Source organism: Microbacterium sp. HMWF026 (genome assembly GCF_003061325.1).
Lineage (GTDB): Bacteria > Actinomycetota > Actinomycetes > Actinomycetales > Microbacteriaceae > Microbacterium > Microbacterium testaceum_E.
Genome location: NZ_QAJB01000124.1, coordinates 1 through 13,378, shown reverse-complemented (window position 1 = coordinate 13,378; position 13,378 = coordinate 1). Strand labels below are relative to the sequence as shown.

At 72.0% G+C, this 13,378-nt stretch carries 20 protein-coding genes and 1 tRNA gene; 9 read left to right on the top strand and 12 right to left on the bottom strand.

Translation table 11 applies throughout. The features are described from left to right. Positions 1-69 precede the first annotated feature (69 nt). Positions 70-546, bottom strand: coding sequence for a general stress protein (locus tag DBR36_RS05670; protein ID WP_108317952.1), 477 nt, complete (start codon positions 544-546; stop codon positions 70-72). A 107-nt stretch (positions 547-653) separates the two neighbouring features. Next, positions 654-1,592: a hypothetical protein gene (locus DBR36_RS05665; RefSeq protein WP_146185243.1), complete on the bottom strand. Its 939-nt coding sequence runs from the start codon at positions 1,590-1,592 to the stop codon at positions 654-656. Between the two features lie 298 nt (positions 1,593-1,890). On the opposite strand from DBR36_RS05665, the gene DBR36_RS05660 reads away from it, so the two are divergent. Together DBR36_RS05660 and DBR36_RS05655 are read left to right on the top strand one after the other, a co-directional pair. Next, on the top strand, positions 1,891-2,811 hold the full coding sequence (locus DBR36_RS05660) for a DMT family transporter (protein ID WP_108317950.1): 921 nt from the start codon (positions 1,891-1,893) through the stop codon (positions 2,809-2,811). After that, the gene (locus tag DBR36_RS05655; RefSeq protein ID WP_108317949.1) at positions 2,792-3,457 is read left to right on the top strand and encodes a GntR family transcriptional regulator; all 666 of its coding nucleotides are present in this window, start codon (positions 2,792-2,794) and stop codon (positions 3,455-3,457) included. Before DBR36_RS05660 ends, DBR36_RS05655 begins: the two co-directional genes overlap by 20 nt. A gap of 2 nt (positions 3,458-3,459) precedes the next feature. On the opposite strand, the gene DBR36_RS05650 is transcribed toward DBR36_RS05655, so the two are convergent. From DBR36_RS05650 to DBR36_RS05630, 5 genes are read right to left on the bottom strand one after another with little or no spacing between them, the layout of a single operon-like run. Beyond that, positions 3,460-3,894, bottom strand: coding sequence for a hypothetical protein (locus DBR36_RS05650; protein ID WP_108317948.1), 435 nt, complete (start codon positions 3,892-3,894; stop codon positions 3,460-3,462). Between the two features lie 18 nt (positions 3,895-3,912). Beyond that, positions 3,913-4,347: a hypothetical protein gene (locus DBR36_RS05645; protein WP_108317947.1), complete on the bottom strand. Its 435-nt coding sequence runs from the start codon at positions 4,345-4,347 to the stop codon at positions 3,913-3,915. Between the two features lie 14 nt (positions 4,348-4,361). Then, on the bottom strand, positions 4,362-5,777 hold the full coding sequence (locus DBR36_RS05640) for a DNA/RNA non-specific endonuclease (RefSeq protein ID WP_108317946.1): 1,416 nt from the start codon (positions 5,775-5,777) through the stop codon (positions 4,362-4,364). Further along, positions 5,774-6,091 carry a hypothetical protein gene (locus DBR36_RS05635; RefSeq protein WP_108317945.1) on the bottom strand — a complete coding sequence of 106 codons (318 nt, stop codon included), beginning with the start codon at positions 6,089-6,091 and terminating at the stop codon, positions 5,774-5,776. The genes DBR36_RS05640 and DBR36_RS05635 overlap by 4 nt, the downstream gene beginning before the upstream one ends. Further along, positions 6,088-6,480, bottom strand: a complete 393-nt coding sequence (locus tag DBR36_RS05630) for a YbaB/EbfC family nucleoid-associated protein (protein WP_108317944.1) — start codon at positions 6,478-6,480, stop codon at positions 6,088-6,090. The genes DBR36_RS05635 and DBR36_RS05630 overlap by 4 nt, the downstream gene beginning before the upstream one ends. Before the next feature lie 161 nt (positions 6,481-6,641). On the opposite strand from DBR36_RS05630, the gene DBR36_RS17590 reads away from it, so the two are divergent. Further along, positions 6,642-6,714: transfer RNA gene (locus DBR36_RS17590), tRNA-Met, on the top strand. A 59-nt stretch (positions 6,715-6,773) separates the two neighbouring features. Here the strand turns inward: DBR36_RS17590 and DBR36_RS05625 are convergent. Continuing rightward, positions 6,774-7,124 (bottom strand): metalloregulator ArsR/SmtB family transcription factor, encoded by a 351-nt coding sequence (locus DBR36_RS05625; RefSeq protein WP_108317943.1) that lies wholly within the window; start codon positions 7,122-7,124, stop codon positions 6,774-6,776. Positions 7,125-7,190: 66 nt separating this feature from the next. On the opposite strand from DBR36_RS05625, the gene DBR36_RS05620 reads away from it, so the two are divergent. The 4 genes from DBR36_RS05620 to DBR36_RS18050 are packed head-to-tail and all read left to right on the top strand — an operon-like array spanning position 7,191 to position 9,079. Continuing rightward, the gene (locus DBR36_RS05620) at positions 7,191-7,943 is read left to right on the top strand and encodes a DUF2071 domain-containing protein (RefSeq protein WP_108317942.1); all 753 of its coding nucleotides are present in this window, start codon (positions 7,191-7,193) and stop codon (positions 7,941-7,943) included. Next, entirely contained in the window at positions 7,940-8,164 is a 225-nt protein-coding gene (locus DBR36_RS05615) for an RNA-binding S4 domain-containing protein (protein ID WP_108317941.1), read from the top strand. The genes DBR36_RS05620 and DBR36_RS05615 overlap by 4 nt, the downstream gene beginning before the upstream one ends. 46 nt (positions 8,165-8,210) lie before the next feature. Next, the gene (locus DBR36_RS05610; RefSeq protein ID WP_108317940.1) at positions 8,211-8,681 is read left to right on the top strand and encodes a helix-turn-helix domain-containing protein; all 471 of its coding nucleotides are present in this window, start codon (positions 8,211-8,213) and stop codon (positions 8,679-8,681) included. After that, the gene (locus DBR36_RS18050; protein WP_219927619.1) at positions 8,678-9,079 is read left to right on the top strand and encodes an antitoxin; all 402 of its coding nucleotides are present in this window, start codon (positions 8,678-8,680) and stop codon (positions 9,077-9,079) included. Before DBR36_RS05610 ends, DBR36_RS18050 begins: the two co-directional genes overlap by 4 nt. A 69-nt stretch (positions 9,080-9,148) precedes the next feature. Here the strand turns inward: DBR36_RS18050 and DBR36_RS05600 are convergent, their stop codons facing one another. Further along, a complete protein-coding gene (locus DBR36_RS05600) occupies positions 9,149-9,445 on the bottom strand; it encodes a hypothetical protein (protein WP_181373492.1) in 297 nt (98 codons plus the stop codon). Positions 9,446-9,593: 148 nt separating this feature from the next. Further along, positions 9,594-9,716: a type B 50S ribosomal protein L36 gene (gene ykgO / locus DBR36_RS05595; RefSeq protein WP_108317939.1), complete on the bottom strand. Its 123-nt coding sequence runs from the start codon at positions 9,714-9,716 to the stop codon at positions 9,594-9,596. 79 nt (positions 9,717-9,795) lie between these two features. Between ykgO and DBR36_RS05590 the strand changes: the two genes are divergently transcribed. After that, the gene (locus DBR36_RS05590) at positions 9,796-10,791 is read left to right on the top strand and encodes a GTP-binding protein (protein ID WP_108317938.1); all 996 of its coding nucleotides are present in this window, start codon (positions 9,796-9,798) and stop codon (positions 10,789-10,791) included. 104 nt (positions 10,792-10,895) lie between these two features. Beyond that, positions 10,896-11,114, top strand: a complete 219-nt coding sequence (locus DBR36_RS05585) for a hypothetical protein (RefSeq protein ID WP_108317937.1) — start codon at positions 10,896-10,898, stop codon at positions 11,112-11,114. A gap of 142 nt (positions 11,115-11,256) precedes the next feature. On the opposite strand, the gene DBR36_RS05580 is transcribed toward DBR36_RS05585, so the two are convergent. Together DBR36_RS05580 and DBR36_RS05575 are read right to left on the bottom strand one after the other, a co-directional pair. Next, positions 11,257-12,348: an ABC transporter permease gene (locus DBR36_RS05580; protein ID WP_108317936.1), complete on the bottom strand. Its 1,092-nt coding sequence runs from the start codon at positions 12,346-12,348 to the stop codon at positions 11,257-11,259. After that, entirely contained in the window at positions 12,345-13,328 is a 984-nt protein-coding gene (locus DBR36_RS05575; protein ID WP_108317935.1) for an ABC transporter ATP-binding protein, read from the bottom strand. Before DBR36_RS05575 ends, DBR36_RS05580 begins: the two co-directional genes overlap by 4 nt. Positions 13,329-13,378 lie beyond the last annotated feature (50 nt).

Genomic DNA, 13,378 nt, shown 5'->3' with positions numbered 1-13,378 from the left:
CCGCCGCACGCAGCCCGTCCCGCGCGCAGCCCGCCGCCGCGCGCAGCCCGTCCGGCGCGGGCGCCCGGGTCAGACCCGGTCTTCGCCCGCCGCCCCCGCCGACAGCAGCGACTGCGCGCGCGCCAGGTGCTCGGCATCCACCGTCACGTCCCAGCGCTCGGCCTCGAAACCCTGCACCGACGAGAAGTCACGGCGTCCGCCGGTGAACGCGTGCCCGGCGAAGCCGAAGATCGCGCCCCACACGGCACCCAGCACGAGGCCCAGCAGCAACAGGCCGAGGAACCCGCCCGGGCTCAGCAGTCCGACGATCACGCCGATCATCAGGCCGAACCATGCTCCCGAGGCGGCGCCCAGGCCGGCGGCGCGACCCTTCGTCAGCCGCCCGGTCACCTGCTCGACGATGCGCACGCCGTGTCCGACGATGGCCGTGTGCTCGACGGGGAAGCCGGCGTCCGAGAGGCGGTCGACGGCGGCCTGCGCCCCCGTGTAGTCGGTGAAGCTCGACAGGACGCGGCGTTCCGGCGTGGCACGGGTGACGTCAGTCATGGTGGGGTTCCTTCCCTCGGGATCCTCACGCTAGGGCAGCCCGGCACGGGGCACGGGGCGCTTGCGCGCCGCCGGATGCCCGGGTAGTCGGACGAGGGATGCCGGGGTCAGCGCACCCGACGGGCGTAGACGCGATCGGGCAGCGCGAGCGCCAGTCCCACGATGGTCGCCACGGCGCCGATCACCGCCGTCACCGCGACGACCTCGACAGGGAACGCGCCGTCGCGCATCCCGGTCAGTCGCGCGAGGTCCCACGGCAGGATGCCGATCTGCTCGTTCCACGACCGGAGCGCGTCGCGCGCGCCCATCAGCGCGATCGTGGCGGCGGGCAGCGCGTAGCCGATGCCCATGCCGGCCAGGGCGATACCGCCCGCGCGGCGACGACCGAGCTGCGCCGAGAGCGCCCACCCGGCGGCGACGAACACCCACGCGACCAGGGCGAAAGCGATCATCAGGTAGAGGATGCGCACGGCCGGAAGAGCCCAAAGGTCGGGCCAGACCCCCTCGGGCCCCGACAGGGCCACCGCCACCAGGGCGACGACGCAGCGCAGCACCAGCGCGCCGCCGACGGCGGCGATGATGGGCCACGGCGAGCGCCGGCCCAGCAGCAGGCGCACGGCGAACGCGAAGAGCAGCCATCCCGCGATGGCCACCGCGACGCCCCAGAGCCCGTCGCGCGGCGTCTGCACGATGCGCGTGGTCACGAGCAGTCCGCCGGGCACGAGGATCATCAGCCAGCGGTCCAGCGGCAGCACGCCGAGGGTGGACTCACGTGCGCGCCATGGACGCGTCGAGGCGATCCAGGTGGCGCGGGCCGCGGCGGCGCCGGGGCGGCGGACCAGGCTCGTGCGGGCGGCGAGCATGCCGATGACCAGCCACGCGACGCCGAGGAGCAGCAGCAGGCGTGCGAGCCATTCGGTGGTGGCGTCGACCATCATGGGCACGCGCGTGAAGGGATCGACCAGCACCGCGATGACGGCACCGAAGGCCAGCAGGATGCCGCTGATGCCGAGCGCCACCATGCCTCGCCCCGCCGTGGTCGCCATGCGCCTACGTTACCGGCCGCAAGCTGAGGGTCCGCCGGTGCTCCGCCCGGTCACGCCGGTCGGTGGCGGCGGCCTCCGCCGCGGCCCGCCCCGAGCACAACGGCGGACGGATGCCGCGACGCGCCGAGGTGTCGGCATCCTGTCCGGAGTGTCGGCCCAACGGCCCGCTCCTGTGCACGGCCTGTCCGCGGGGGCACGGCCCGTCCGCGGGGGCACGGCCCGCCCGGGGCACGGCCTGCCCGGGCACGGCCCGTCCCCGGGTGCCCGCCCGTCGACTGGATTGTGTAACAATCTTGCCATGCTTCCCGCCCTCGCGATCCTCGCCGCGGCGCTGTGCTTCTCGACCACCGGCACCGCGCAGGCCCTCGCCGGCGTCGACGCCTCCCCCGTCGCGGTCGGGGCCGCGCGGATCGTCGTGGGCGGCGGCATCCTGGGCCTTCTCGTCCTCGCACAGCTCCGCCGCACCCGCCCCCTCTCCCCCGTGCGCGTCCCGGGCGGAACGACCTGCACGGCGATCCTCGTCGCGCTGGGCGCCGTCGGCGTCCTGGCGTATCAGCCCCTGTTCTTCCTCGGCACGCGAGAGAACGGCGTCGCCATCGGCACGGTCGTCGCCCTGGGCTCCGCCCCCATCGCGACGGGGATCGTGGATGCCGTGCGCCGGCGCCGCGCCCCCTCACCGCGGTGGATGCTCGCCACCGCCATCGCGCTGGCCGGTGTGGTGCTCGTCTCGGGCGTCACCGGAGGGGCGATCGCCCTCGCCCCCGGCGGCCTGCTCGCCTCGGCGGGGGCGGGGATGTCGTACGCCCTCTATACGGTGTGCGGCAAGGCGCTGATCGAGAGGGGGTGGAACTCCACGCGCGTCATGGGAACGGTGTTCGGCGTGGCCGCCCTCGCGAGCGTGCCCGTGCTCCTCGCCGCCGGCACGGCGTGGCTCGCGACCCCTGCAGGACTCGCCCTGGCCCTGTGGCTGGGCGTGGTCACCACGGCGGTGGCGTACCTCTTGTTCGGCTGGGGCCTGGCCCGCCTCAGCGCGGTCACCGTGTCGACCCTGACCCTCGCCGAGCCCCTGGCGGCGACCCTGCTGGGGCTTTTCGTGCTGCGCGAGCAGTTGACGCTCGTGAGCGGGATCGGCCTCGCGCTCATCGCGGTGGGTCTCGCCGTGGTGTCCGCTCCCGCGCGTCGGACGAAGGAGGTTCCGGATGCCACGGCCCCCGCGTGACGGGTCGGTCCGGGGCACCGCCGCCCCCGGGCCCCGCGCCGCCGACGTCCTCGCCGACGCCCTGCGCGCCCGCATCCTCTCGGGCGAGCTCGCCCCCGGCACACCCCTCCGCGAAGAGGAGCTCAGCGCGGCGCACGGGGTCTCGCGCCACACGGCGCGCACCGCCCTGGCCGCCCTCACCGCCGAGCGCCTCGCCACTGCCGAGCCATACCGCGGGATGCGTGTCTCGCTGCTCGACGACGACGCCCTGATCGCCCTGCAGCAGCTGCGGTGCGCGCTCGAGACCGAGGCGGTACGGATCGTGCGGGAGCGCGGCATCCATCCTCCCGGGGTCGACGACGCCCTCGACGACCTCGATCGCGCCGAGGCGGCGGGGGACTGGCCGGCCACGCTCGACGCGCACGCGCGGGTGCATCTCGCCCTCGTGGATGCCGCGGGCAGCCCCCGCATCGCCGAGGAGTACCGCCGGCTGGACGGCGAGATGCACCTGCTGCTCACGCACGTGCGACCCGCCTACGCGCCCGGCGCGCTGACGCGCGAGCACCGCGCCTACGTCGTCGAGGCCCTGCGCGACCCCGAGCGGGCCGTGCGCGCGCACCTCGCGCACTCGACGCGCGCGATCCTGGACGGCCGTCGCGGCGCCTGACGTCAGAGCGTCGGAGCCCGATCGCCCAACCAGTACTCGACGCCGCGGATGGGCGAGCGACCGTCGTCGGCGGCGTACTGCTCGTCGTGCGAGAGCTGAATGTCGAGTACGCGCGTGACGGGGTCGAAGAGCATCCGGTACTCGGTCGGTCGCGGAATCCCGGCTGCGGAGAGAGCGTCCTCGGCGTCGAAGAGATCATCGGTCAGCAGATCCTGCAGGCGCGAGACCCGCGCGGTATCGCCGGGGATGCCGTCGACCCGGCCGGGATGCCGCACGGAGCCCCGCTGGTCGACATACAGGTTGGCGAAGGTCATGCCCCGCTCGGACGAGGCGTAGATGTACAGAGCCCGCACATCCGGAGCACCCGCGACGAACTCCTCTGCGAGCGCGGTCCACGCGGCGAAGAGTCCGGCCAGGATGTCGGATTCCGCACTCACGACGACTGTCCCGCTCGGTCAGAACGGCTGCGGAGCACGATCCCCCAGCCAGTACTGCAGACCGCGCTCCGGAACCTTGACCGGGTCGTTCGCGTAGATCAGCTCTCGCGACAGGGTCATGTCCGTGCGGCGGGTGGCCACGTCGAAGGTGATGCGGTATTCCGTCGGCTGGGGCACTCCGATTTCGCTGAACTTCGCCTCGGCGGCACGGAGATCCTCGAACTGGAAGCGGTGGACACTGCGCACCCGCTCCACGCCGGTGTCGACGCCGACCACATCACTGGGATACCGGATCTCGCCGCCCTGCTCGAAGAACATCTCGGGGTAGACCGATCCACGCTCGGACGAGACGTAGATGTAGATCGTGGTGAGGTCGGGCGCTCCCTGGGCGTATTCGAGCGCCAGTGACACCCAGCTCGAGACGAGGTCGTCGAGGATCTGCTGCTCGGTCATGGAATCCATTCTGGTCACTGCGTGAAGAAGCGGTCGAGGGGGCGTCCGTTCACGAGGGATTGCACGTCGAAGCTCGTCGGCCGTCCATTCGCGTCGGTCATCAGCCGCACGTCGACCGACACGCTACCCGGCGGCTCGGCGCGCAGCGCGTCGGCCCACTGGATCTCGAGCTTGCGGTAGTCGCTCAGGTTGATCGACGACAGCTGGCTCACGAGGTTGTCGAGCTTCGGGGACCCGCCGAACAGGTCGCCCGCGAGGTGTCCGGCATGGTCGCCCTCGAGCTTGCCGGGGGTGTCGGGATCGTGCGGCAGGCGCCCCTCGTGCGTCTTGATCTGCAGGTCCTCCGCGTGGAAGCGGTCGATGTGGCCGTTCGCATCGGTGTGGTAGACGTAATCGTGCTCGCCCGTCTGATACCAGGTGTCGGGCAGGGGCCGCCCGTCGGGACCCATGTGGGTGCCGTCGCGGACGACCGGAAGCTCGTCGATGTCCGCCTGGGTCAGCGGCCGGTGCCCCTCGGGGGTCGACGAGCCGCCGCCGAGCCGTCCGCCACCGGCGGGTGCGGGCTCGTCACGAGGGAGGGATGCCGCGGGCGCATCCGCTTCGGGCGCCCTGGCCGCCGGCGCGTCGGGAGTCGAGCCGTGCGGCGTGGGCACGTCGGGGGTGGCGCCGTGGCCCGGCGCACGACCCCGCAGGCGCGTCGCGACCTCTTCGACGACACCGCTGAGGCGACGGAGCAGGGGGATCGCCTCGTTGAGCGAGCGCAGCAGCTTGGTCACGAACGACCCCACGCGCGCCGCCAGGGACGACACCTTCGTCACGATCTGGCCGATCGCGACCGGCGCACCGAACCCGACGGTGGCGGCGGTGGTGATCGCGGCGCTGATCGCGACGCCCACGACCTGGGAGATGGCATCCCGCACCAGTTCGTAGACGGCCTGCACCAGCATGGCGGCGATGTCGAGACCGCCGCTCACGGCACCCGCCCACGACCCGGTCGACGCGACGGAATCGGCGAGTTCCTGCACGTGGGCGCGATAGGCGTCGACGGTCGCGCCGCTCATCCCCTCGAGGTCGGACAGCCGATGCTGCAGGTCTCCTCCGACCTGCTGCAGCCGACCCGAGACGTTGGTCCACGTCTGCGCGAAGGCCTGCACCTCGGCGGCGTTGCCGGTGAGGTCCTGCAGCCAGCCGCGCAGCGGCTCGATGTGGTCGATGACCCAGCCGAGCCCGTTGGCGATGAGCGTGCCGATCGGATCGATGACGGCGCCGATGCCGTCGAGCACGGTGCTGAAGGCGGCGACACCTCCCTCGACCCAGTTGCCCGTCTGAAAGGCGTGCGCGAGGTCCGCGCCGTCCTGCAGCAGGTAGGCACCTCCGAACGCGGCGGGTCCCGCATCGACGGGGGCGGCGACCAGTGCGTTGTCGCTCATCGGCCGAGCTCCCGGTCGAGTGATCGGACGGTGTCGACGACGGAGTCCTCGTACGTCTGGAAGTCGTCGGCCACTGCGCGGATCTCACGGCCCGTCCGTTCGATCGCGCCCTCTCCCGCGTCGATGGCCGCCCCGACCGCGGCCGAGACGATCCCGACGGGGGGAACGAAGAAGCTGCAGAGGACGCCGAAGGCCCCGCCGGAGAGGTTGATCGACTGCACGGCCGACAACGCCTCGACGGCATCCGCTGCGAGTCGCTCCACCCCCGACGCGTGCTGTCGCAGCGTGTCGGTGTCGATGGCGATGTCGCTCATGGGCGCGGTCCCCCCGCGGGGGCGTCATCGGCGGCGTTCCGCGCCTCGAGCTGCTGCGCGATCGTCGCAACAATGGGGTCGTCGGCGCCCATGATCTCCGTCGTCGCCTCGAGCGTCTTCGCCCGGGCGGTGCGCGTGGCCTTCGCGACGAGTTCGAGGATCTCGGATGCCGCCTGCTGCTTGCAACAGTACAGCGCCGCGTCCGCGATGCGAAGGTCGCGCAGCACTCCCCCGGCGTCCACCTCGACGGAGAGGTCACGACGGATCGACACCGCCGACCCGCGGACCGCGTCGATCGATGCCTGCAGCGCCGGATAGCGTTCCGCTCGCTGCTGTGCGCGGCGGACATCGTCCTCGACGCGCGCGATCGCCTCGTCGGCTCCCCACATGGCCGTGCTCCCTTCAGCCTCTACGAGGATAGGTCGGCGGGCCGGGGCGCAGGATGAGAGTTCTCTCACCCGAGCGCGCCACGGGGCGACACACGTCGTCATGCCGCGCAACGCCCGCTCGCGTCGACGGCGGGGCGGGTTAGCGTGGTGCTCGCACACATCGCGGCGATCCGGGCGGTCCCGGGCCTCGGTTCATAACCGGAGGCGTGGCGGGTTCGACTCCCGCCGTCGCGTCGACACCCGGCGGGTCAGACTTCGGCGGGTCAGACTTCAGCGGGTCAGGCTCCAGCGGGTCAGGCTTCAGCGCGTCGAACCTCGGCGGGCGCGACCCCCGCGCCGGGGCGCCTCTTGCGAACCTCGCGCAGCACGATCTGTTCGGGGCAGACGGTCGAGAGGAAGTCGCCCACCGAGAGGGCGAGTCGTTCCCCGACCAGGGAGTACAGGATGCGGTTCGCATCCCGTCGCTCAGTGACGAGCCCGGCTTGCCGCAGCACGGCGAGGTGCCGCGAGATCGTCGGCCCGCTCGCGGCGAAGCGCCCGGCGATCTCGCCGGCCGCCAGCTCTCCGTCCTTGAGGTCCTGCAGGATCTGGCGGCGGGTGGGGTGCGCGAGTGCGGCGAAGATGTCGGATGCCGCGTCGGTCATGGCATCCAATCTAGCACCAGAGCTAAATAGCGTGTAGCTTCTTCGCTAAATAGCAAAGGAGTCATCATGGCAGTGCCGTTCCGCCCGATCACCCACATGGCGTCGATGATCGAACGCCGCTTGCTCGTGACGTACTCCCTCGATCCCGACACGGCTCGCGACCTGCTGCCTACCGGCCTCGCTCCGCAGATCATCGCGGGTCGGGCCGTGGCCGGAGTCTGCCTGATCCGCCTCGGTGCGATGCGGCCGGGGTGGCTCACCCCCGAGGTCGGTCACCGCAGCGCGAACGCCGCCCATCGCATCGCCGTCCGTTGGGACGGACCCGACGGCCCGCGCAGCGGCGTCTACATCCCGCGTCGACACACCGGCTCCCTTTTAGCCCGGGCCGTCGGCGGACGCCTCGTCCCGGGTGCGCACGCACCCGCGCGCGTGCGCTTCCGCGACACGACGGACGGGCTCGATGTCACCGTCGAGGCACCGGATGCCGAGGTACGCGTGACGGCACGGTGCGGGGACGACACCGCTTTCCGCAGCACACTGTTCGCCACACTCGACGAGGCCTCGGGGTTCTTCCGCAAGGACACCGTCGGTTGGTCGCCGACGCGCGCCGGCGACCTCGAAGGACTCACCCTCTCGACGAACGCATGGAGCGTTCGCCCCGCCGAGGTGACCGCGCTCCGCTCCTCCTTCTTCGAGGCCTTGCCCGCCTGTACCGCGCGTTTCGACCACGCACTACTGATGCGCGACGTCCCGGCACGGTGGACCCGCACCACCGAACCCGCACCGACCACCGCACGGCCTGTCATGCTGGACGGATGACCGCATCCGCTCCCCTCGACGTCCCCGTCGGCAGCGACGGCATCCGTCTCGGATCCTTCCTCAAGTTCGCCGGCGCCCTCGACTCGGGCGGTGACGCCAAGGAGGCGATCATCGACGGTTACGTGAAGGTCAACGGCGAGGTCGAGCGCCGTCGCGGTCGCCAGCTGCAGATCGGCGACGTCGTGTCGCTCGAGGGGCGCTCGTTCCGCGTGCAGGCCTGACGCCGCCGTGGAAGCCGGCGTACGATATACCACGGAGGTATAGAGGATGCCGGGTCGCTTCGACACCAGCCGCGCGGCGACGCTCGTGCGCGCCGCGCGCCTCGACAGCGGGTTGTCCCAGGCGGCACTGGCGAAGGCCGCCGGAATGAGCCAACCGCACATCGCCGCCATCGAGACGGGCGTCCGCGGCGTGAGCGAGAACATCCTGGAGCGTCTCCTGCACGCCGCCGACTACCGCCCGAGCATGGCCGTCGAGGAACATGCGGGTTCGATCGTCTCTCTCGGCGCGCGCCACGGACTGACGGACCTTCGCGTGTTCGGGTCCGTCGCCTCGGGAGCGGATCACTTCTCGTCCGACATCGACCTGCTCGCGCGGGTCGCGCCGGGGCGCTCGTATCTCGACATCGCGATGTTCCAGAACGCCGTCGAGAATCTCACCGGGTTCCCGGTCGACGTCGTCGTGGACACCGAGAACCGCCCCGCGTTCCTCGACGACGCGCAGCTGGTGGCCCTGTGACCGACGTCCCGCCCGGATCGGGGAAGTTCACCCGGATCCCCCGCACCAGCGGGAGCCCCGGGGTCGATGTCCGCGCCAAGCTCCGCGACAGCGTGGAGGCCATCGAGGCGTTCCTGCACCACGCGGTAGCCTCGGGACGCGACGCATTCCGTCGCAACTCCCCCGCCTACGCCTCTGGCTCGATGGCCGTGATCCGCGCGGCCGCCCTCTTCGAGACCGGCGAGTTCGACGACCTGCTCACCGAGACCCCCGCGGATGTGCGCCGGGCTCTGCGCACCCTCCGTAACACCGCCTCGCACTCCGGCTATCGCAGCATGGATGACGACCTCCTCTGGCTGACACTCACTCGAGACCTGCCGCCCCACGTCGCTTCGTGGCGACGCGCCGCCTTCGACTGACCCGGCCGGAACGCCGACCGCCCGGCATCCCCTCGAGAGGCGGATACCGGGCGGCGGGGCGAGCGACGATCAGTGCTCGTCGTAGTGGTCCGTGTGCAGCGCGTGACGGTGACCGTCGTGGACGTAGTCGGCGTGGTCGCCGTGCACGACCTTCTCGTGGCCGCAGTCATCTCCGTGCCGGTGCTCGTCGATCGAGTGCTCGGCGTGCGACTCGTGCTCGTCGTAGTGGTCGCCGTGCAGGGCGTGACGGTGCGTGCCGTGCACGTAATCGATGTGGTCGCCGTGCTCGAGCTTCTCGTGGCCGCAGTCGTCGCCGTGGGCGTGTTCGTCGACGGAGTGCTCGGCGTGGGTCTCGGCGATGCTCATGAGGTTCTCCCGTGGTGTTTCGGTTTCCGGACAGCACGCGCGCGCACCGTCCACGACGACCCCACGACATCACGCACCATGAGCCCGATCAACCCCTCGCCGGACTTCGGGAACGGTTCTCGTTCGCGTTATCGCCCGGCGCAGCCCGTCACCCCTGCCGCCCCTTGAACCGGGGGTTCTGCTTGTTGATCACGAACACCTTGCCGCGGCGGCGCACGACCTGCGCACCGGGCTGTTTCGCGAGGGATCTGATCGACGCGCGGACCTTCATGGCATCCTCCTTGTTGATAACCGTTCTCAACAACAGGGTAGGGTGAACACCACTCCCCGACAAACGGAAGGTGGATGCCATGCCCCGCACGATCGCCGTCATGGGCGTCTGCGCACCGGAGCGCCGGGCCTACGCCGAGCGCACCGCCGTCGCCCTGGGCCGTCCCCTGCACCTGCTGCGCACCGCTGATCTGCGCTCCGCCCACGCGCTGCCGCACCCTCGGCCGCGAATGGGCGAGGACCCCGCCGTCGTCGACCTCTCCGCCGACGTCGATCTGATCCACGCTCTCGTCGCTCGGGGCGGCGCCGAGGTCGACGCCGTGTGCATCGTCGATGCCCGGCACATGATCGGCGACCTGCTCGACGATGCTCCCCTCGTCCCCTCGGCGCGCGCGGGAGACCCTCGCGCGGACGTCGGCGCCCGCGCGCGCCAGGCCGCCCTGGCGCTGGAGCTGGCGACGCGCATCGTCTGGGTCAACTGGGAGCTCGTGCCCACCGCGGCCCTGGCCGTGCAAATGTCCCTCGCCTCGCACCTCAACCCCACCGCGACCGTGCGCCTCTCACGCGATCCGCTGGGCGACCTGCAGTCCCCCGCGGCGCACGACGGCGAGCTGCTCGAGCGCGCCGGGTGGGTTCGCGCTCTGAACGACGAGCACGACCCCTACATGCGCGACAACCGCGTCGCGACGATCCGTTACGACCAGGTGCGCCCGTTCCACGCCGGCCGACTGTCGACCGCCCTCGACCAGCTCGACGACGGCGCCGCCGGCCGCCTCGTGCGCTCCGCCGGTTTCTGTCGCCTCGCCTCGAGACCCGGCATCCTCGCCCGCTGGGAGCACGTGGGCTCGGCGATGTGGATCGAACCGCTCGGTGCGGACGACGGACGCATGGGCCTGGGGCAGGAGCTCGTCTTCACGGGCCTCGACCTCTCGGCGCCGCGCCTCGCGCACATCCTCGACCGCGCCGCTCTCACCGACGACGAGCTCGCCGCCGGTCCCGCGGCGTGGGCGTCGTTCGACGATCCGCTTCCCGCCTGGCCCGCGAACGCGCCGTCGATCCCGGATGCCGGCGACTGACGCCATCGGCGAGCCGACGTGCACCGTGACGAACGACCGTCCGCGCGCGAGGGCGTCGTGTCAAGCCGGTTCGGGTCGGATGCCGTCAGGAGCACCGTGGAGGCATGAGCACTCCTGACATCCCCACCCGCCACTCCGACGACGCGCACGCCGATTCGGCCGCCCCCACCGACGCCGTGACCGACGAGGTCCGCGAGGACGCCGCCGAGGCCGAGGAGCACGTCGACCTCGACGACCACACCGGTGACGCGGTCGACGGCTCCGCCGATGCCGGCGCCCCGGCCGACGACCCGGGATTCCCTGCCGCCGAGGGACACGCCTGAACCAGCTCGAGCGGGGCACCCCCGGGCGGGGTTCCCCGGCCGGGGAGTGAGCTCGCGGTCATGGTGCGCGCCGGTCTCGGGGCGCCGAGCGTGAGCACCCATCCCGCCCGGTGCCGCCCCAGACCGCGGTGCCCGTCTGCGCTCAGGCGATGCGCGTCCCGGGCGGAAGACGCCGCGCGGGCGTCCGGGTCCGGGCGATGCCCCAGGCCATCAGCCCGCCCGCCAGCGCGAACTGCACGATGAGTCCCACGAACCAGCTGGGCGCCGTTCCGGCGATCTGGTCCGCGGGCGCAGTGTCCTGCTGCTGCTGCTGCGAGTACGTGACGCACCCGTTGTACTCGATCCGGGGTTCCGGCGGGATCTGGGCGAGGCGCACGCCGTAGGCGATCTGCGAGAACAGGTCGCGCGGCCAGCCGAACTCCTCGTCGTACGTGGGCGGGGTCGCGTCGGCGAGGATCACGAACGGGTTGGCCGCCAGCACTCCCCACACGCGATCGAAGCGCGGGACCTCGTTCACGGTGCTCGTCTCGACGCATCCGACCTCGCCGAGCGAGGGACAGCCGTCGGACTGTTCGGGCGCGTACGGATCGCATGCCGGAGGGATGGCCGCGTAGTCCACCTCGCGGGTCACGGCCTCTTGCGGCGAGCGCAGAGCCGCGCCCCCGAGTCCGAAGACCAGCAGCGTTCCGACGGTCAGCGCGGCGACGATGAGGTACGTGCTGGCGACCGAGAACAGCGGACGCGCGAGGACCGCGCTCAGCCCCACGCCGATCGCCGCGACCACGGCCACCTCGACGACGAGGATGAGCAGCGAACTGAAGATCACGAGGGGGTTGAGCGAGCCCGCGAGCACGGCGACGAGAAGGAAGGGCAGGGCGACGACCAGGAACGCCAGCCCCGAGATCCACGCGGCCAGGAACTTACCGACCACGATCTCGGCCGTCGTCGCCAGGGTGACCTGCACCGGGGCGAGAGTCGCGGCATCCCGATCGCCGTTGACGGCGCTGCCGCTCAGGGTCGGCGAGACCAGCAGCACCAGTAGCAGCACGAGCATGATGACGAGCGAGAAGAACAGCTCGTTGCCGCCCTCCCACAGCGCGAACGACGCGAACGACAGCGCCAGCAGGCCGATGAGGATCACGGCGAAGACGCCGAGCAGCACGTACCAGGCGACCGAGCGCACGCGCTGACGCAGCTCGATCCCGACGATCGTGCGCAAGCGGAGGAGGTTCACGAGAGGCTCCCGTCGTCGCGGTGATCGGCTGAGGGCGGTGCGGGCGGCGCCTCGGACCGCAGGTCGAGGAACGCGTGCTCGAGATCGCCGACCGCGGGCGCGAACTCGACCACGGCGACGCCCGCGCTCACCAGCGCGCGCAGGCCCGCGAGGGCCGCGGCCTCGTCAGTGAACGGCACGAGCACGTCGCGACGGTCGATCCCGACCTCGTCGACTCCGCGACCGAGCGCTGCGGCGATGTCGGCGCGAGCCGCCTCGGTCGAGCCTGTCGCGTCGGCGAGCAGACGGACGCGCCAGGGGCGGACGCGCGTGGCCGCCGCGGCGACGCGATCCCCGCCCACGGTGCGCCCCTCGAGCAGGAAGACGGCGTCGTCGACCACCTCTTCGAGCTCGGACAGGACGTGGCTCGAGATGAGGATCGTGCGTCCCTCGGCCGCCAGTCGCCGCAGCAGCACGCGCAGGGCGATCCGCGCCTGGGGGTCCAGGCCCGAGGCCGGCTCGTCGAGCAGCAGCACCCGAGGGTCGTGCACGAGGGCGCGCGCGAGGGCGAGCCTCTGCTTCTGTCCCCGCGACAGCACGCGCGCCGGTGAACCGGCGAGCGCGCGCAGGTCCACGAGGTCGAGGAGCTCGTCCGCGCGGGCGCGCGCGGCTTCTCGCGGCAGGTCGTACAGCTGCGCGGTCGCGACCAGCACCTCGCGCGACGTCAGGCTCGGCCAGGCGCCCAGGGAGTCCGGCATCCATCCCAGGATTCGCCGCACCCCGGCGGGATCCGCCACCGGGTCGACACCGCCGATGCGCATCTCACCGGCGTCCGGTCGCAGCAGCGAGGCGAGCATGAGCAAGAGCGTCGTCTTGCCCGATCCGTTGGGCCCGACCAGTCCCGTGACGCGTCCCGGAGCGGCGGTGAACGTCACCTGCTGCACCGCGTGAACCGCGCCGAACGACCGTCTGACCCCCGTGACGTCGATACCGGCATCCATGGCCCCACCCTAGGGCGGGGCCCCGACGTCCATCGGGCGGCCCCGGGGGC